Consider the following 16388-nt stretch of genomic DNA (forward strand, 5'->3'; position numbering starts at 1 on the left):
CCCGGCGCACGTGCGGGCGTAGGGGCGTCGTATGGTCGTGGTGTGGATGATCGGACCGAGCTGAGCGAGTTCCTCACATCACGCCGTGCCCGACTGCGCCCGCAGGACGTCGGGTTGCGCGACTACGGCGCGGTGCGCCGGGTGGCGGGCCTGCGGCGTGAGGAGCTGGCCCGGCTGGCGGGGGTGAGCACCGCCCACTACACGCGCCTGGAACAGGGCAAGGGCGAGAGCGTCTCGGACGAGGTCCTGGACGCCATCGCCACGGCGCTGCGCCTGGACGCGGACGAATCCGCGTACCTGCACCGGATCGCCCGACGCCCCCGCCCCTGCGCGGGAGGCGAGGCCGCGGCGGATGTCCGTCCGGGCCTGCGCTACCTGCTGGAGTCGTTCGTGATGACGCCGGCGCTGCTGGTCGGGCGGCACACGCAGATCGTCGGCTGGAACCAGCTCGCGGTGGCGGTGTTCGGCGACTTCCCCACACTGCCGGAAGAGCGCCGCACGGTCTCGCACCTGTGGTTCACCGAGCCGTACCTGTGGCTGCGCCACGCCGGTTGGGAGCGGGCGGCACGCGCGCACGTGGCACACCTGCGCGTCCTGCTCGGGCGCTACCGCGGGGACGCCGGACTCGCGGCGCACATCGACCACATGCGGGAACTGAGCCCGGACTTCGCCCGGATGTGGGCGGAGCACCCGGTCGCGCAGGTACGGGACCGGGCGTACGTGCTGAACCATCCCGTCGTGGGCGAACTGACCCTGCACGGCGAACTCATCGCCCTGCCGGACGAACCGTCGTGCTGGGGCCTGGACCTGTTCGCCGCCGAGCCGGGCACCGCATCCGAGCAGGCGCTGCGCACACTCGCGCACTTGTAGGGAATCAGGGCAACAGGAGTGACAGCATGAGATTCGACAACCACCGCGTCGTCGTCACCGCGGCCGGCCGCGACTTCGGGCGGACCCTGGCCATCCGGCTGGCGGAGCTCGGCGCCGAGGTCTTCCTCTCCGCCCGCGGTCTCGATGCCGCCGAACGCGTCCGCGACGAGATTCGCGAGCGCGGCCATCAGAAGGTGCACGCCTTCGCCTGCGACCTGACGGACCCCTCCTCGATCCGCGAGTTCGCCTCCGGCGTCGCGCGGCACACGGACCGTGTCGACCTGCTCGTCAACAACGGCTCCCGCTGGCTCGAAGGGCCGGATCTGCTCTCCGCGACGGACGCCGATGTCATCGACACCATCGCCTCCGGTGGCACCGGCACGGTCCTGACCGTGAAGAACTTCCTCCCCCTGCTGCTCAACTCGGACAAGCCGGACGTCGTGACGATGGTCTCCACGTGCGGAACGGCGGGGCATCACCGCTCGGACGCCCACGATGCCTTCTACGCGGCCAAGAGCGCCCAGGCAGGGTTCACCGAGATCCTCTCCAAGCGGCTGCGCCCCCAAGGGGTCCGGGTGATATCGCTCTACCCGCCCGACTTCGACAACCCCGACCCGCTCTCCGAGGAGTGGGAGACCGCCCCGCGCGAGTCCAAGGACACCCTCACCGCGCAGTCGCTCGTGGAGTGCATCGTCTTCGCGGTCGGCCAGCCCCGCGACTGCTTCATCAAGGCGTTCCATTTCGAACAGGTCTGACCGATCCCCTCGTACGTCCGGACCCAAGGAGCCACCGCCCGTGATCGTGATAGCCCACCTCAGCGACGTCCACCTCGACGGCGGCGGCCGTGCCGCCGAGCGGACCCGAGCGGTCATGGAGTACCTGGAGGAACTCCCCTACGAGCTCGACGCGGTGCTGGTCAGCGGGGACATCGCCGATCACGCGACCGCCGCGGAGTACGAGGAGGCGCGCCAACTGCTCGGCTCGCGGCATCCGGTGGTCGTCTGCCCGGGCAACCACGACGACCGGGCCGCCTTCCGCAGGGGGCTCCTCGGAGAGGCCGGCGGAGCCGGTGAAGGGCGGCCGTCCGCGGCCCCCGTCGACCAAGTGCTGCGCGGGGAGGGCTTCGTGCTCGCGGTGTGCGATTCCTCCGTCCCCGGCGAACACCGGGGACACCTTCAGGACACGACGATCGACTGGCTGGACGGGGTGCTCGCCGCCACCCCGCGGGAGGTGCCCGTACTCGTGGCCTTCCACCACCCGCCCGTACCGCTGCACATCCCGTACGTGGACGGGATCCGGCAGTTCGGCGAGGAACGGCTCGCGGCGCTCGCCGAACGCCACCCGCACCTGACGGCCTTCCTGTGCGGGCACGCGCACACCGGCGCGGCCACCACCTTCGCGGGGCGTCCGCTGCTGGTGGCGCCCGGAGTGGTGTCCACGACCAGGCTTCCGTGGGAGGCGGCGTCCGGGGAGAACGAGTACGTCCACCTCGACGAGCCGCCGGCCCTCGCCTTCCACGTCATCGGCGGGGACGGGCGGCTGACCACCCACTACAGGGTGGTCGTGGCCCGCCGGTAGCCGGAGCCGTCGCGGGTCCGGGTGAGGTGCCCGGCGATGACCAGGTACCGCCGCAGCGCGGCGCAGTCCTCGTGGACGGTGCGCAGCAGGCCGTTCACCTCGGACTCCGTGTAGTCGCGGTCCGTCGCGAACAGGGTCTGCGTGAGGTGGGCGAGCAGCTGCTCGCGGCGGGCCGGCTTGCGCGGGATGACCGCGAGGCGGCCGGCGGCGGTGAAGAGGTCGGCCACGCCTCGCTGGGTGCGCGCGGCGGGTGCTTCGGTGTTCTGGGACATATGGCCGAGCATCACCCGGCGATCCGTCCGGGGGCAACGCATTTTCCGCCGCCGGACTCCCGCGCAAAAAGTGACGGTCGTTCATCTTACTGCGTGGTAGTACCTGCCAGTACCCTCCCCGTGACCGGTTCCTGCCCCCCACGGAGGAGCAAGTATGCGACGCCCCACCACCCGCATGAGAACTGCCGTCGCCACCGCACTCATCGCCCTCGGCGCGGCCCTGCTGACGCCGCCCGCCGCGGCCGCGGGCGCCGACAGCCCCGTACCGCTTCCCATCGCCGACTACTGCGGTCAGCAGTGCGCCGACATCCTGCCGCCCGGTCAGAGCGGCAACGCCACCCTCGCGCAGATCCTGGCGCACAAGGCCTTCGGCACCATGCCCGCCCACACCTCCGACCAACTGGCGCGCTACGACTCGCTGGTGGCCGGGTACCCGGGCCTCACCGACGCCAAGGTCAACGATTTCTTCAACGACGCCTCCTTCGGAGTCCCCGCGGATCAGGTCGAATCCACCACCAGCCCCCGCTCCGACGTGACGATCACCCGCGACAAGAAGACCGGCGTCCCCCACATCAAGGGCACCACCCGCTACGGGACTTCCTTCGGTGCGGGCTACGCCGCCGCCCAGGACCGGCTCTGGCAGATGGACCTCTTCCGCCACGTCGGCCGCGGCGACCTCACCCCCTTCGCGGGCGGGGCCCTCGCCAACCAGGGCCTGGAGCAGCAGTTCTGGCCGCAAGCCCCGTACACCGAGGCTGACTTGCAGGCCCAGGTGGATCGGATCCGGACCACCGAGGGCGAGCGCGGACGGCTCGCGATGGAGGACTCGCAGGCCTACATCGACGGGATCAACGCCTACCGCGTCCAGTCCAAGAACGGCCGCTACTTCCCCGGCGAGTACGTACTGACGGGCCACGTCAACTCCATCACCAACGCCGGAGAGATCCAGCCCTTCAAACTCACCGACCTGATCGCCCTCGCCTCCGTCGTCGGCGGCCTGTTCGGCGGCGGCGGAGGCGGCGAGGTGCAGGCCGCGCTCTCCCTGCTGTCCGCGCAGCAGCAGTACGGGGTGGAGGAGGGCACCCGGGTCTGGGAGTCCTTCCGCGAGCGCGAGGATCCGGAAGCCGTGCTGACCGTGCACGACGGCACGAGCTTCCCCTACGCCCAGAAGCCCGCGAACCCGCAGGGCACCGCCCTGCCCGACGCCGGCTCGGTCACCGCCGAACCGCTCGTGTACGACCGTACGGGCGCGGCCGCGACCGCCGCCGCGGCCAACCCGCCGAAACTGATGAAACAGAGCATGTCCAACGCCCTGCTCGTCTCCGGTGCCAAGACCGCGAGCGGCCACCCGGTCGCCGTCTTCGGCCCGCAGACCGGCTACCTGGCCCCCCAACTCCTCATGCTCCAGGAGCTCCAGGGCCCCGGCATCAGCGCCCGCGGCGCCTCCTTCGCGGGCGTCAGCATGTACGTACAGCTCGGCCGCGGCCAGGACTACGCCTGGAGCGCCACCTCCGCCGGCCAGGACATCACCGACACCTTCGCCGTCGAACTGTGCGAGCCGGGCGGCTCCGCCCCCACCGGAGCGAGCACCTCCTACCTCTACCGCGGCACCTGCACACCCATGGAGAAGCTGGAGCACACCAACGCCTGGAAGTCCTCCGTCGCGGACTCCACCCCCAACGGCTCCTACCGGATGCAGGTCTGGCGCACCAACTACGGCATCGTCACCCACCGCGCGACCGTCGGCGGCAAGCCCGTCGCCTATACGGCTCTGCGCTCCACCTACCGCCACGAGGCCGATTCGATCATCGGCTTCCAGATGCTCAACGACCCCTCCTACGTGAAGGACGCCCGCACCTTCCAGGAAGCGGCGCAGCACATCGGCTACGCCTTCAACTGGTTCTACGCCGACTCCCGCGAAGCGGCGTACTACAACAGCGGATCCAACCCGGTCCGCCCGGCCGGAGTGGACGCCGCACTGCCCGTCCGGGGCGAGCAGAGGTACGAGTGGCAGGGCTTCGACCCGGTCGCCAACACCGCCGCCTACACCCCGCCCGCCGAACACCCGCAGTCCATCGGCCAGGACTACTACATCAGTTGGAACAACAAGCAGGCCAAGGAGTACAGCGCGGCCGGCTTCGGAATGGGCTCCGTCCACCGCGGCGACCTCCTCGACCAGCGGGTCAAACCGCTCGTCGCCGCCGGCGGGGTGACGCGCGCCAAGCTCACCCAGGCCATGGCCGACGCGGCCGTCACCGACCTGCGCGCCGAGAACCTGCTGCCCGAACTGCTGGCCGTACTGCGCAGCGGCCCCGGCGCCGATCCGGCCGTGGCCGCCGCCGTCGACAGACTGGCCGCGTGGCAGGCGGCGGGCACCGAGCGAAAGGAGACGGCTCCCGGGTCGAAGGCGTACGCGCACGCCGACGCCGTCCGGATCATGGACGCCTGGTGGCCGCTGCTCGTCGAGGCCGAGTTCAAGCCGGGCCTCGGAGCGCCTCTCTACGATGCCCTGCGCGCCTCCCTCACCATCGACGAGGCACCCAACGCGGGCCACGGGCCCACCGGTTCACATGCCGGATCGGCCTTCCAGTACGGCTGGTGGAGCTACGCCGACAAGGACCTGCGTACGGTGCTCGGCCGCCCGGTGTCCGGACCGCTGGCCCGGACGTACTGCGGGGGCGGCTCGCTCCCCGCGTGCCGCGACGCCCTGACCGCCACCCTCAAGCAGGCGGCCGCGGCCACCCCCGCCGCCGTCTATCCGGCGGACGGGACCTGCGCCGCGGGCAACCAGTGGTGCGCGGACTCGATCGTGCAGCGGCCGGTGGGCGGTCTGGCCCATCCGCAGATCAACTGGCAGAACCGGCCCACCTATCAGCAGGTGGTGGAGTTCCCCGCCCACCGCTGAGACCTCTGCGCACGACGACACCCGCCGGCCCCGGAGCGCTCCGGGACCGGCGGGCTCTTCGTACGGTGGCGGTCGGGGGTCAGGGACCGACGGTGATCTGCTGCGCCGGGTCGGTGGTGTCGGCCACCTTGTACACGGCGTTGAAGGTGGACGAGGTCGCGCTCGTCGGGCAGCCGAAACCGCCGGTGACGGTGACCGGCACCGAGGCGTTGACGAAGGTCAGGCTCGGCGGGGCGCCGTTCGTCCAGCTTCCGGCGACGCCCGCCGGACCGGAGGGCGCGGCGGTGACCGTACAGACCGCCAGGCCCGTGGTGTGCACGACGAGCCCGCCCGTGGGCACGGTCATGGTGGCGGTGACGGGGGAGCCGTTCTGCATGGACACCGACCAGGCGCCGCTCGTGGTGACCGTGGGGGTCACGCCGGGGATGCTGGAGGTGCAGGAGCTGTACGTGGGCGGTGAGATCGGGGAGGAGACGGGGCCCGAGGCGTTCTGGTTGCCGGGGGCGGCCGGCACCGCGCCGGTGGAGACGGAGACCGTGCAGGTCACCGTGACCGAACCGGCCTTGAGGGTGGCCTTGCCGCTGAGGGTGGCCTTGAAGGCGTGTCCTGCCGGAGTGACGGTCGTCGACCCGGCCAGGGGTAACGGCGCTGCGTCGGCGGCGACCGGGGCCAGCGACAGCGCTCCCGCCGCGGCGGCCGCGGCGAGCGTGAGGGTGGTGCGCGTACGGCTCATGGCTGTGCTCCTTGGGGATCGTGGTGCTGTGGAGGAGCGGGGGTGGGGGTGGCGGCGGGCGGAGCGTGCTTGGCGGCGTTCGGCTGCCAGGCGAACATCAGGCCGCCGCCGATGATGCCGAGCAGGGTGCCGATCAGGAACCCGCCGAGGTTCGACAGGACCAGCGCGGCGGTGGCGATGAGGGTGGTCAGGACGCCGGCCAGGCTGCGCTGCGCCGGCGAGAACCAGGCGGTGAGGCCGAGCACGATCATGACGATGCCCATCAGGACGGACGGGATCCCCGCCACTCCCTGCTGGAGCATGATCTTCAACGGTGCGAGCGGGAGGGCGCAGATCTCGGCGCCGGCGATGATGGCGAAGACCCCGCCCCAGAACGGCCGGCCGCGCCGCCAGCGCTTCAGAAGCATTCCTTCTTGCCCTTGCTGATGTTCATGTTGAGCCCGGAGAGCTTGAAGGTGCCCGCGTTGGTGGCCCAGGCCGTCTGGTGGAGGTCGGAGATGGTGACGGTGTCCGCCTGCTGGGCGAACAGGTCCTGCATCCCGACCGCCTCGGTCGGCCCCTTGTCGAGGGTGGAGGCGTCCCGGCCGATCTCGATGTTGGTGAAGACCGCGTCGCCGGAGAGCTGGGTGGCGTCCACGAAGAGGTTGCTCGCCTCGACGGGGGCCTTCTGGCCGGCGGTGAGGTTGAGCGAGATGTCGCCGATGAGCGGCAGGGTGGTGACCACCGACTGGCAGAGGCTGTGGAGCTTGGCCTCCTTGATGGCGGTGACCGCCACCGGGATGAGCTCCTCGCGGGCGTTGACGTCCACGCTGCCGTACTGCGCGAAGCCCTCGCCCTCCAGGCTCGTCGCCGAGACCTTGAACTGCTGTCCCGATACGGCGAAGGAGGCGGCGAGCGCGCCCTGCGCGAGGGCGATGCCGAGACCCGCGGTCACGGCGATGGCGGGGACGGTCAGTACGGCGAACCGGCGCCAGCGCACCCGGCCCTCGTCGTCGGCTCTGCCCTCGTTCGCGTCGCCGGGCGGTTCGGATAACTTCGGGGAATCTGCCATGAGATCGACCCTTGTCTTCGGCTGTGCACCGTTGTTACCGACGAGTTGAATGTAAGAGTGCCAATGGGGGTTGGCAAGGTTGCTCGGGCGTACCTTTTCGGCCGAGTCCTGCCGTCCGGCCGGGTCGGGTTACGGCTCGGTGCGCAGCAGTTCGGAGACCTCGGCGTCCACCCGCCGGGCCATCGCCCGCGCGAACTCGGCGGCCACGACCTCGCCCGCCAGCGGACGCAGTGCGGCGACCGCCTCCGTGATCTGCCGCAGCCGCGTGGCCGAAAGCTGCTCCAGCCCCTCCGCGCCGATCACGTGCGTCCGGAACAGGGCGACGAACCGGTCCGCCACCGCGGCCGCCTGCGTCTGTACGAAGCCCCCCGCATCCAGGACCTCCCCGAGCGGCACCCCCGCGCGCACCAGCGTCAGCGTGACGTCCAGCAGGCGCGCGCTGCGGTGCGTGACCAGGTCCCCGGTGATCGTCACGTAGCCCAGCTCGGCCGCCCGCCGGGTGTCCTCGGCGGAGGCCGTCGGGCCGAACAGCTCGCGCAGTTCGGCCCGGGACATCGAGACCGGCTCCTCCTGCTCCCAGTTGCGGGTCATCTCCCGCTCCAGGCCCAGCAGTTGGGATATCCCACCGCCCTGCTCCCAGGCGGCCAGCAGCTCCGCGATGCCGTTGACGGTGTAGCCGCGCCCCAACAGGTCGCTGATCAGCCGCAGTCGGGTGAGGTGGTCGTCCGAGTACCAGGCGATCCGGCCCTCGCGGCGCGGCGGCGGGAGCAGCCCGCGCTCCTGGTAGTAGCGCAGGTTGCGCACCTTGACGCCGGCCGCGCGGGCCACGTCCTCCCGGCGGTAGCGCCCGCCGGAACTCCCGTCCTGATCCACCTGACTGCTCACGCGGCCGAGTGTAGGACGAAGCGGCGGGCCTACCGGCGGGTTACCGAAGGGGCGTTCCCGCAGCGCTCCGGGAGGCCTTCGGCCCGGTGTCGCGGCAGGTCACGCCGGGCGGGGCTGCTCGCGCCGCTTGACCGCCCGCAGGACCACGAACTTCGGCTCGCTCGCGGTGACTTCGCTGTTGCCGAAGAGGCGGCGCAGATGGGTGTGGTAGCCCATGTGGCGGTTGGCGACCACCCACAGCTCGCCGCCCGGCCGCAGCGCCTTGCGCGACTGCGCGAACATGCGCAGCGCCGTCGCGTCGGTCGTCGCCTGGTGGGAGTGGAACGGCGGGTTGCACAGGATCAGGTCCACCGACCCGGGCGGCAGCATCGCGACACCGTCGCCGACGAGGAACTCGGCCCGGTCCAGACGGCCTTGGATGTTGGCGCGGTACGTCGCCCGCGCCGAGGCGACCGCCTGGTACGACTCGTCGGTGAAGACCACCTCGGCGTCGGGGTCGGCCACCGCGACCGCCGTGCCGACGATGCCGTTGCCGCAGCCCAGGTCGACGACCCGGGCCCCGTCCGTGTTGGTCGGGATGTTCTGGAGGAAGAACCGGGTGCCGATGTCGAGGCGGTCGGCGCAGAAGATCCCGGCGTGGTTGACGACGGTCAGGCCGGAGCCCGACCCCGCTTCCTGGTCCACCGTGTACGTCACCGGCCACGGCCCGGGGGTCGTGGGATGCGTCGCTCCGGGGTTGCCGGGCGTGCAGAAGATCAGGCGGGCCTTCTTCTCGGCCAGCGAGGTCTTGGTCGGGCCCAGGATCTTCTCGAAGAGCCGCAGGGTGGAGGTGTGGATCTCCTTCACCATGCCGGTGCCCACGACGACGGTGCCGGCGTGCACATGCGGGGCCAGCCGGTACAGCTGGTCCTCCAGCAGCGCCAGGCTCTTGGGGACCCTCACCAGGAGCACGTCGATCCGCTCGGGCGGCGGGTCCTGGACGGTCAGCAGCGTCACCGTGCCCTTGGCGGTGCCGATGCCGTTGCGGTCCAGGTTCGCGGCGGTCGCGGAGCGGGTCAGCGAGGAGTCGGTGATCTGGGTGGGGTGGTGCGCGGCCAGCGCCGTCGTCAGCGCCCCCCACCGGTCCCCGATCACGGTGATCTGCCCGGCGCCGGCGAGATCTACCGGGCCGCGTTCGCCCGTACCGGATTCGAGGTGGCGCAACAGGTACTCGTCGGCGGCGTCCCATGCGAAGAGCCGGTCGCGCGGGTCCTCGGGGAAGCGGGCGAGCTCGTAGGAGCCGAAGGGCGTGGTCAGACGGTTCATATTGCCCCCAGGCTAACCGAGGGGCGGCCCCGGTCCCGCATGGGCGGGGCCGGGGGAGTGCCAGGGGGTGTCCGCGGGGTCCGGGACGGGCCCTCTACTCCGGGAACTCGCCGGCCATCGCCGCCGCGATCCTCAGGTACGGCGCCGCCTCGGCGGCCCGGCCCTGGCGCTGCAGGGTCCGCCCCAGCATCAGCTGCGCGTAGTCCTCCACGGGCCAGCGGTCCAGGATGGCCCGCAGCTCGCGCTCGGCCGGGGAGAGCTGGGCGGAGTGGTAGTAGGCGCGGGCCAGCAGCAGCCGGGGCGCCAGCTGCTCGGGGGCCTCGGCGGTCACGGTGCCCAGGACCCGGGCGGCCGTCGCGTACTCCTTGGCCTCGAAGAAGAGCCTCGCCCGCTCCCAGCGCTCCGCCGTGGTCCCGTGCTCCAGGTAGCCGGTCGCGGTCGACGCGTTCATTCGAAATCCCTTCCGCCGTTCGGGTGCCACGCCGGGCGGCAGTGCGCCGCGGCGTCCGGTGCCGGGTCCTCGCGCAGGTCCGCCCCTTCCGGCGGGGCTCCGGCGCGCTCTGCGGCACCCGCTCCAACACGGGCGGCGCGTTCCACATTCCAAGGACCGCGGCGACGGCGCCGGTACTAAGTTGTGCCCCATGAGCAATCTCGATCGCCAGCCCGCTCTCTCCACCTGCGGCGGCCGCGGATTCGTCGTGGCCGAGCCCGTGCGCGAGCTCCTGAGCCCGCGCACCGTCAAGCTCGGTGAATCCACCGAGGTCCGCCGGCTCCTGCCGAACCTGGGCCGCCGCATGGTGGGCGCCTGGTGCTTCGTCGACCACTACGGCCCGGACGACATCGCCGAAGAGCCCGGCATGGCGGTGGCCCCCCACCCCCACTCGGGCCTCCAGACCGTCAGCTGGCTCCACGAGGGCGAGGTACTGCACCGCGACAGCGTCGGCAGCCTGGCGACGATCCGCCCCCGCGAACTCGGCCTGATGACCTCGGGCCACGGAATCAGCCACTCCGAGGAGAGCCCGCGCCGGCACGCCCGCTTCCTGCACGGCGCGCAGCTGTGGGTGGCCCTGCCGGACGCCCACCGCGACGTGGCCCCGCACTTCCAGCACCACGCGGACCTCCCGCAGGTCACCGCCCCCGGCCTGACCGCGACCGTCATCCTGGGCACCCTGGACACCGCCACCTCGCCCGGATCCACGTACTCCCCGATCGTCGGCGCGGACCTGGCGCTGGCTGCGGGCACCGAAACCCGCCTCCCGCTGGACCCGGACTTCGAGTACGCGGTCCTGTCGATGTCGGGCGAGGCCGAAGTCGACGGGGTCCGCCTCCTCCCCGGCTCGATGCTCTACCTCGGCTGCGGCCGCACGGACCTCCCCCTGCGCGCACTCTCCGACGCCGGCCTGATGCTGCTCGGCGGCGAGCCGTTCGAGGAGGAGCTGGTCATGTTCTGGAACTGGATCGGGCGCAGCCAGGCCGACATCGAGCAGTTCCGCGCGGACTGGATGGAGGGCACCCGCTACGGCGAGGTCAAGGGCTACGACGGCCCCCCGATCCCGGCCCCGAACCTCCCGCCGGTACCCCTGAAGCCCCGGGGACGGGTGCGCTGACCTGCGTCTTTTTGAATCAGGCGTCGCAGGGCTGGGGGAGACTGGCGCACCCTACGGAGAGGGGCAGCGGTGTCGATGGACCGACGGCCGATGGATCTTGCGGCATACGTGGAGCGCACGCGGAGCGGGCCGTGCTTCGTCTGTGCCTTCCTCGCCGGGGACCCGGACTACTCGCACGAGACGGTGTTCGAGGATGCCGATCACGTGGCGTTCCTGGACAGGTGGCCCACTGTGCCGGGCAAGGTTCTCGTTGCACCGAAGGCGCACGTCGAGCATGCCGTGCGCGACCTGGGCGAGGAGGCTTACACCCGGCTCATGCTCTTCGTCCGGGAGATCGCCCTCGCTGTCGAGGCTGTCTGCGAGCCGGAGCGGACGTACCTCTACTCGCTCGGCAGCCAGCAGGGCAATGCGCATCTGCACTGGCACGTGGCCCCCCTGCCGGCCGGCGTTCCGTACTCGCAGCAGCAGTTCCACGCTCTGATGACGGAGAACGGTGTCCTGCCGAATCCGCCGGAGCAGGCGGCCGAGACGGCTGGACGCCTGCGCGAGGCGCTCATCGCCCGGGGGTTCCTCGAAGAGGGGTGAACCACCGGCCCGCAGCCTGCTTTCGCGGCAGGTTTCGCAGTGGCCCGGATGGTGCAGGAGAGGGAAAGGCCGTTGATTCATGCGGCCAACAGGGCTGACCCGAACAGGAATTGAGAGAGATGGAAGACGTCGCGCATTTTAGCGTTCTCGCATCCCTGGAGCAGGGAGAAGTCGACAGCGTCAGGTCCGCGTTGAGCGAGATCCCGGCCGACTTCAAGGTGGTTGACGCCAAGGGCAGCGTTCCGCTGGACGAGATCCTCATCGTCGGGACCTCTACCGTGTCCGCGCTGACCGTGGCGATCGGGTCCCTGCGCAGGATGTTCCAGCGGGGCATCGTCATCGACGCTCTCGGGGACGGTGAGATCATCATCCGGTCGGACGGTTCGGTCCCGCGCGGGGTGATGGTGATCCGGAGCGAGGACGGCCAGCTGGAGGTCCGGAACGCCGAAGGAGCGACGCAAAGCCTGCTCGCGGCGCTCGGCCGAGGAAGGGACGCACCTGCTGCCGACTCGGCGCCGACGGGGAAGATCCCCACCAGCGCGGTCGAGGCCGAAGCCGCCCCCGCCGAGCTTGCCCCCGCCGAGACCGAGCCTGGTGTCTGAGGCACCAGGGTACGCCCGCAGCTCCCTCTTCCGGGACGACCAGAACCCGGCTCTGGCAAGGGAAGCGGCCAAGCGGGGCAGGGTGTTCGCCGACCGTGAGTTCGTCCGGCGATGGATCGCTCCCGGGAGCGGTCTGCGTGGATGGGAGTCCTACGCACAGTCCAACGACATGCTCCGGCACATCCTCGACGGCGTGCTCATCGCCCGCGCCGCCGTGGAAGTATCCGACAACGGCACCACCGACTGGCCTGTCACCCGGCGTAGAGCAGGGCTGGTCGAGGCGGTCTTCCTTCCGTCGCTCGCGATGGAGTCCCGGGTGTTCGAGAATCCCGGTGAGCAGGCCGGCCACGTGATCGCGGTCTCCCCGCTGGTCTGCGAGCTCTCCGCGAACATTGCATGGGCGCTGCCGCTCGCCTACGAGTACGCCGGGGTGGGCCGCGTGCGTGAGAACCAGGAGCTCGTCGAAGCATTGGACGAGTGCGTCCTCTCCTATCTCCGCTCGACGCTCCACCGCGACCCGACCCTGACGAAATCAGTCATCCCGCACGGCGTGCCGTGCAGTAGTCCGTACTCCGACACGGTCAGACAGGTGTGGCGCTCCAATGTGCGCTTCACGCTGTGCCACGAGCTCTCGCACATCGAAATGGACCACTTCGGGGGACTCGGTCGCAGCCGGGTTCCCAACTTTCTCTCGCATCTGCCGGACGAGATCCGCCGGGAGGCGGAGGCCGACTGCGCCGCGTTCACCTGGAACATGAACGCCGCAATCTGGGAGGTCAATAGCCATCGCCGCGGACGGCTCGGCGGGCTGACGGCCGGGGACACAGGCGAGGACGGCCAAGGCGACGAAGGCCGGGACGGACACGTGGATGAAGCCGAGGCCGGTGACGGGAACCTGGGGGCACAGGGGCCCACGCCCACTCCCCGAGCGCCCGCGGACCCGTTCACCGGCGCGGCGGTGAAAGCGATCCTCAGGGCGACGGAGGCCAGTGACTGCTTCTACGTCACCATGGAGATCCTGACCGAGCTCGCGCGCCACCTCGGCGACGAGGCGAAGGCACGCCGGCTGTCACAGGTGACCGAACGCAAGCAGCTCGTGCGCAAGTACGTGTACCGGCTGAGGACCGAGGAGCTCTCCGAAACGTACGGCGTACACGTCTGGGACTTGAAGGACTTCACCAAGTGGACGGTCCAGGACGACTTCGTGGCCCACATCGCCGAGAAGGTGATTCCGCGCGTCTGAGCTGCGGCCCGCCGTCATTCCCCGGCCCTCAGCTTGGCCAACCGCCTGGAGACCTCGTGCGCGTACACCTCGTCCCCTTCCCCTGAGAAGATCTCCAGGGCCCGTTTCAACGCCGACTCGGCTTCCCTGGTGCGGCCGGCCCGGGGCAGGGCGGCGCCGAGGTTGGCGCAGGCGAACCCTTCGGAACGCAGGTCGCCGAGTTCCCGGCCGATCTCCAGGCTTGCAGTGTGGGCGGCAATCGCATCCTCCACCCGGTCTGCTCCGAGCAGCGCGAGGCCGAGATTGCCTTGCGCCTGGGCCTCCCCCGCCCTGTCTCCCATGCTTCGGCAGATGGCCAGGTCCTGAGCGTGCGCGGCAATCGCATCCTCGAACTGTCCGCCGGCCAACAGAATGCTCCCCAGGCTGCCCAGCGCCTCAGCGGCTGATTTCAGGTCACCCACCGCCAAGGCCACGGACAGACACCGGGAGTGCACCGCCCAGGCCTCAAGCCGCCGCCCGGCCGTATCGTGCGCCCACGCGAGCTGTCTGAGTGGCGTGAGCGAGCCGGCTGGGTCGCCCGCCCGAGCGAAGAGCTCGGCGGAGGCATCGAGGGCATTGACCGCTTGGTCGTTCCTGTCCAGGCTCAGCAGCAGACTTCCGAGGTTGAACAGCGCCATCGCCTGGTCGTGCTGGTCGCCCAGCTCGGCGAAGAGGGCCGCGGCCCGGGCCGCGGCGCTGGCGGCCTCCTCCGGGCGCTCGCTCTCGCTCAGTACCGTTGCGAGGCTGACCAGGGTCTGCGCGGTTCCTCGCTGGTCGCCCTTGTCTACGCACGCCCCCAGGTCGGTGGTGAGGGCCTCCAGCGCGCCCTCCAGGTCGCCGAGGTCTCGCAGGAGCATGCCGAGGTTGTGCAGCACGGCTCCCTCGCCGTGCTCGTCTCGCGCCTCCCGGCTGACGTACCGGGCGACCGTCAGGGCGGAGTGCGCCTCCTCCAGTCGCCCGGCCGAGTGGAGTGCGACGCCCTTGTTGGACAGGGCCACTGCGGTGCCCTCGGCGTCGCCCGCCGTCTGGCATGCGTCGGCGACCCAGTCGAAGGCGGTGACCGCCTCGTCGTACAGGCCCAGACCGGAAAGCGCCAGCGCCGCGTTGTTCACGAGGTTGCCGACGGAGTTCACCTCGCCGGCGGCGAGGGTTGCCTCCAGCGCCGTCCCGCACACCATCAGCACGTCGTGATGGCGCCGTCCCTGGACAAGGAACTCGGTCACATGAAGAGCCAGCGACCGTGCGACTGCGGCGCGCCCTGAGGCCGCAGCGTGACGGACGGCGGCGACAAGAGTCCCTTGATGGGTCTCCAACCACCTCAATGCCTGGTCGCGGTCGGCGAAGGGAGAGAGGCCGGCCTGGTTCGCGGGTTGGCCGCGGACGTGCCGGTCGGCGGCCGCGGACAGGTCGTCGTAGTACTGGAAGAGGCGGTCGAGCGCTGCTTCGTCCTGGTCCGCGACCGCGGCGCGCCCGGCCGGGGCCGAGGCCTGAGCCTGGTCCCACGGCAGGTGAGTGGACAGCCGCCAGCGGTCGCCGCGGGTGCGACCCTCACCGCCGCCATGCCGCTCGACGAGTTGCAGCCGGGCGGGGAGGGCCAGAAGGTCCGTCACCTCGGCGGGCGAGCAGCCCATCAGCGCGGCGATGGCCTGCGTGGACCATTCCTCTCCGGGCGCTCGGGCGAGCAGCCGCAACGCCTCGGCCCGGTCGGGTGCGAGCCGCCGTCGGGCTGCATTGAGGACGCCGGTCAGAAACGGGGAACTCGCCGGATGGCCGGTGACATCGGTCTCCGTCTCCGTCCTGCTCGCGGTCAACTCCATGGCCAGAGCGGCGAACGACAGCCCGGGATGGTTGGCCAGCAGAGCACGGGCCGCCACCAGGGCTGCGGGCAGTCGCCCGCAGCTGGCGACGAGTTCGCGCAGCCCGTCGGATCCACCCGGTCGACGCGAGCCTGTCGGGCCGCTCGACCGCAGCGCGCCCGTGATCAGGCGTGCGGCTGGGTCCTCGGCCAGCGGACCGAGTCGTAACGTGGCTGCGGCGGTCAGGTCCAGGGATTCGACTGCCGTGACCAGTAAGACGGGCGGCGCCTCCATGCTCAGGAGGAAGCGGAGTTCAGTGGCGTCAGTGACGTCCTCTGCGATCACGAGCAGGCGTTCTCCCGGGGTCGCCAAGGAAGACAGAAGGAACCCGGTCACTGCGTCGGACGCGCTTGATTCCGGCGGGAGTTGCCTGTCGGGCAGCCCGAGGAACCGCAGCATTGCGGCCATGGCAACCGCGACGTCCGGGGGACGGTGCGTGCCCGGGCAGGGGGCGCCGGGGTCGGGTAGGCGCAGCACTCCGCCGGGGAACCAGCCGCGCGCCGTGGCTTCACGAGCGACCCGGGACACGAGTGCTGACCTGCCCGTACCGGGCGGCCCCATGACCACGGCCACCACTTCCCGTTCGCCCGGCCGCGTGGGGTCGATCAGGTCCAGCAAAGCGCGCGCCTCGTAGCCCCGGCCGAAGAGCGGACCCTCGGAGACACCGGGGAGGGCGTCGTCCCGTTCGGAGTCGTCCGCGCCGAAGTCACCGCCGGTGAAGTCGTCGTACGTCGCCCTGCCAGCCATGTGACCCCCATGGTTCTCGCCGGTGTTGTCGAGCTCGCGCCGTTGTCCCCCACTCTGCGGCACGGCGGGCCCCGCGGTCAGCAGTGTGTGTGCAAATCGGTCAGCGAGAGGAGGCGGTCGAGCCCGGTGGC

At 71.0% G+C, this 16388-nt stretch carries 16 protein-coding genes; 8 read left to right on the top strand and 8 right to left on the bottom strand.

Features of this window, described 5'->3' with window-relative positions; all coding sequences use genetic code 11:
- Nucleotides 1–42 precede the first annotated feature (42 nt).
- Genes OHU74_RS31710 through OHU74_RS31720 form a run of 3 tightly spaced genes read left to right on the top strand, consistent with a single transcriptional unit; the run spans nucleotide 43 to nucleotide 2448 of the window.
- Nucleotides 43–870 (top strand): helix-turn-helix domain-containing protein, encoded by an 828-nt coding sequence (locus tag OHU74_RS31710; protein WP_371619062.1) that lies wholly within the window; start codon nucleotides 43–45, stop codon nucleotides 868–870.
- 26 nt (nucleotides 871–896) lie between these two features.
- On the top strand, nucleotides 897–1625 hold the full coding sequence (locus OHU74_RS31715) for an SDR family oxidoreductase (protein ID WP_371619063.1): 729 nt from the start codon (nucleotides 897–899) through the stop codon (nucleotides 1623–1625).
- 40 nt (nucleotides 1626–1665) lie between these two features.
- Nucleotides 1666–2448 carry a metallophosphoesterase gene (locus OHU74_RS31720; protein ID WP_371619064.1) on the top strand — a complete coding sequence of 261 codons (783 nt, stop codon included), beginning with the start codon at nucleotides 1666–1668 and terminating at the stop codon, nucleotides 2446–2448.
- On the opposite strand, the gene OHU74_RS31725 is transcribed toward OHU74_RS31720, so the two are convergent.
- Nucleotides 2421–2720, bottom strand: coding sequence for a DUF2087 domain-containing protein (locus OHU74_RS31725; protein ID WP_371619065.1), 300 nt, complete (start codon nucleotides 2718–2720; stop codon nucleotides 2421–2423). The two genes, OHU74_RS31720 and OHU74_RS31725, sit on opposite strands and share 28 nt — an antisense overlap.
- A gap of 154 nt (nucleotides 2721–2874) precedes the next feature.
- Here OHU74_RS31725 and OHU74_RS31730 point away from each other — a divergent pair, with 154 nt between their 5' ends.
- Nucleotides 2875–5625, top strand: a complete 2751-nt coding sequence (locus tag OHU74_RS31730; RefSeq protein WP_371619066.1) for a penicillin acylase family protein — start codon at nucleotides 2875–2877, stop codon at nucleotides 5623–5625.
- A gap of 79 nt (nucleotides 5626–5704) precedes the next feature.
- Here OHU74_RS31730 and OHU74_RS31735 read toward each other — a convergent pair whose 3' ends face one another.
- The 6 genes from OHU74_RS31735 to OHU74_RS31760 form a co-directional block, all read right to left on the bottom strand.
- Nucleotides 5705–6358 carry a hypothetical protein gene (locus OHU74_RS31735; protein ID WP_371619067.1) on the bottom strand — a complete coding sequence of 218 codons (654 nt, stop codon included), beginning with the start codon at nucleotides 6356–6358 and terminating at the stop codon, nucleotides 5705–5707.
- Nucleotides 6355–6765, bottom strand: a complete 411-nt coding sequence (locus OHU74_RS31740; protein WP_371619068.1) for a DUF6114 domain-containing protein — start codon at nucleotides 6763–6765, stop codon at nucleotides 6355–6357. The genes OHU74_RS31735 and OHU74_RS31740 overlap by 4 nt, the downstream gene beginning before the upstream one ends.
- Nucleotides 6756–7409, bottom strand: a complete 654-nt coding sequence (locus OHU74_RS31745; RefSeq protein WP_371619069.1) for a DUF6230 family protein — start codon at nucleotides 7407–7409, stop codon at nucleotides 6756–6758. The genes OHU74_RS31740 and OHU74_RS31745 overlap by 10 nt, the downstream gene beginning before the upstream one ends.
- 129 nt (nucleotides 7410–7538) lie before the next feature.
- Nucleotides 7539–8294, bottom strand: a complete 756-nt coding sequence (locus tag OHU74_RS31750; RefSeq protein ID WP_371619070.1) for a MerR family transcriptional regulator — start codon at nucleotides 8292–8294, stop codon at nucleotides 7539–7541.
- 99 nt (nucleotides 8295–8393) lie between these two features.
- A complete protein-coding gene (locus OHU74_RS31755; RefSeq protein WP_371619876.1) occupies nucleotides 8394–9590 on the bottom strand; it encodes a methyltransferase in 1197 nt (398 codons plus the stop codon).
- A 103-nt stretch (nucleotides 9591–9693) separates the two neighbouring features.
- Nucleotides 9694–10050, bottom strand: a complete 357-nt coding sequence (locus OHU74_RS31760; protein WP_371619071.1) for a tetratricopeptide repeat protein — start codon at nucleotides 10048–10050, stop codon at nucleotides 9694–9696.
- Between the two features lie 190 nt (nucleotides 10051–10240).
- Between OHU74_RS31760 and OHU74_RS31765 the strand changes: the two genes are divergently transcribed.
- The 4 genes from OHU74_RS31765 to OHU74_RS31780 all read left to right on the top strand — a co-directional run bounded on the left by OHU74_RS31765 (nucleotide 10241) and on the right by OHU74_RS31780 (nucleotide 13636).
- Nucleotides 10241–11206: a pirin family protein gene (locus tag OHU74_RS31765; RefSeq protein WP_371619072.1), complete on the top strand. Its 966-nt coding sequence runs from the start codon at nucleotides 10241–10243 to the stop codon at nucleotides 11204–11206.
- A 90-nt stretch (nucleotides 11207–11296) separates the two neighbouring features.
- Nucleotides 11297–11791 (top strand): HIT family protein, encoded by a 495-nt coding sequence (locus tag OHU74_RS31770; protein ID WP_371619073.1) that lies wholly within the window; start codon nucleotides 11297–11299, stop codon nucleotides 11789–11791.
- A gap of 119 nt (nucleotides 11792–11910) precedes the next feature.
- A complete protein-coding gene (locus OHU74_RS31775; RefSeq protein ID WP_371619074.1) occupies nucleotides 11911–12393 on the top strand; it encodes a hypothetical protein in 483 nt (160 codons plus the stop codon).
- Complete coding sequence (locus OHU74_RS31780) at nucleotides 12386–13636, top strand: hypothetical protein (protein WP_371619075.1); 1251 nt, start codon at nucleotides 12386–12388, stop codon at nucleotides 13634–13636. Before OHU74_RS31775 ends, OHU74_RS31780 begins: the two co-directional genes overlap by 8 nt.
- A gap of 14 nt (nucleotides 13637–13650) precedes the next feature.
- Here the strand turns inward: OHU74_RS31780 and OHU74_RS31785 are convergent, their stop codons facing one another.
- On the bottom strand, nucleotides 13651–16257 hold the full coding sequence (locus OHU74_RS31785; protein WP_371619076.1) for a tetratricopeptide repeat protein: 2607 nt from the start codon (nucleotides 16255–16257) through the stop codon (nucleotides 13651–13653).
- Nucleotides 16258–16388: the final 131 nt, after the last annotated feature.

It is taken from the genome of Streptomyces sp. NBC_00454, assembly GCF_041434015.1.
GTDB lineage: Bacteria > Actinomycetota > Actinomycetes > Streptomycetales > Streptomycetaceae > Streptomyces.

Coding starts and splice junctions, on each gene's coding strand:
- OHU74_RS31715 (WP_371619063.1), top strand. CDS start 897: ATGAGATTCGACAACCACCGCGTCGTCGTCACCGCGGCCGGCCGCGAC.
- OHU74_RS31725 (WP_371619065.1), bottom strand. CDS start 2,720: ATGTCCCAGAACACCGAAGCACCCGCCGCGCGCACCCAGCGAGGCGTG.
- OHU74_RS31730 (WP_371619066.1), top strand. CDS start 2,875: ATGCGACGCCCCACCACCCGCATGAGAACTGCCGTCGCCACCGCACTC.
- OHU74_RS31735 (WP_371619067.1), bottom strand. CDS start 6,358: ATGAGCCGTACGCGCACCACCCTCACGCTCGCCGCGGCCGCCGCGGCG.
- OHU74_RS31740 (WP_371619068.1), bottom strand. CDS start 6,765: ATGCTTCTGAAGCGCTGGCGGCGCGGCCGGCCGTTCTGGGGCGGGGTC.
- OHU74_RS31745 (WP_371619069.1), bottom strand. CDS start 7,409: ATGGCAGATTCCCCGAAGTTATCCGAACCGCCCGGCGACGCGAACGAG.
- OHU74_RS31760 (WP_371619071.1), bottom strand. CDS start 10,050: ATGAACGCGTCGACCGCGACCGGCTACCTGGAGCACGGGACCACGGCG.
- OHU74_RS31765 (WP_371619072.1), top strand. CDS start 10,241: ATGAGCAATCTCGATCGCCAGCCCGCTCTCTCCACCTGCGGCGGCCGC.
- OHU74_RS31770 (WP_371619073.1), top strand. CDS start 11,297: ATGGATCTTGCGGCATACGTGGAGCGCACGCGGAGCGGGCCGTGCTTC.
- OHU74_RS31775 (WP_371619074.1), top strand. CDS start 11,911: ATGGAAGACGTCGCGCATTTTAGCGTTCTCGCATCCCTGGAGCAGGGA.
- OHU74_RS31785 (WP_371619076.1), bottom strand. CDS start 16,257: ATGGCTGGCAGGGCGACGTACGACGACTTCACCGGCGGTGACTTCGGC.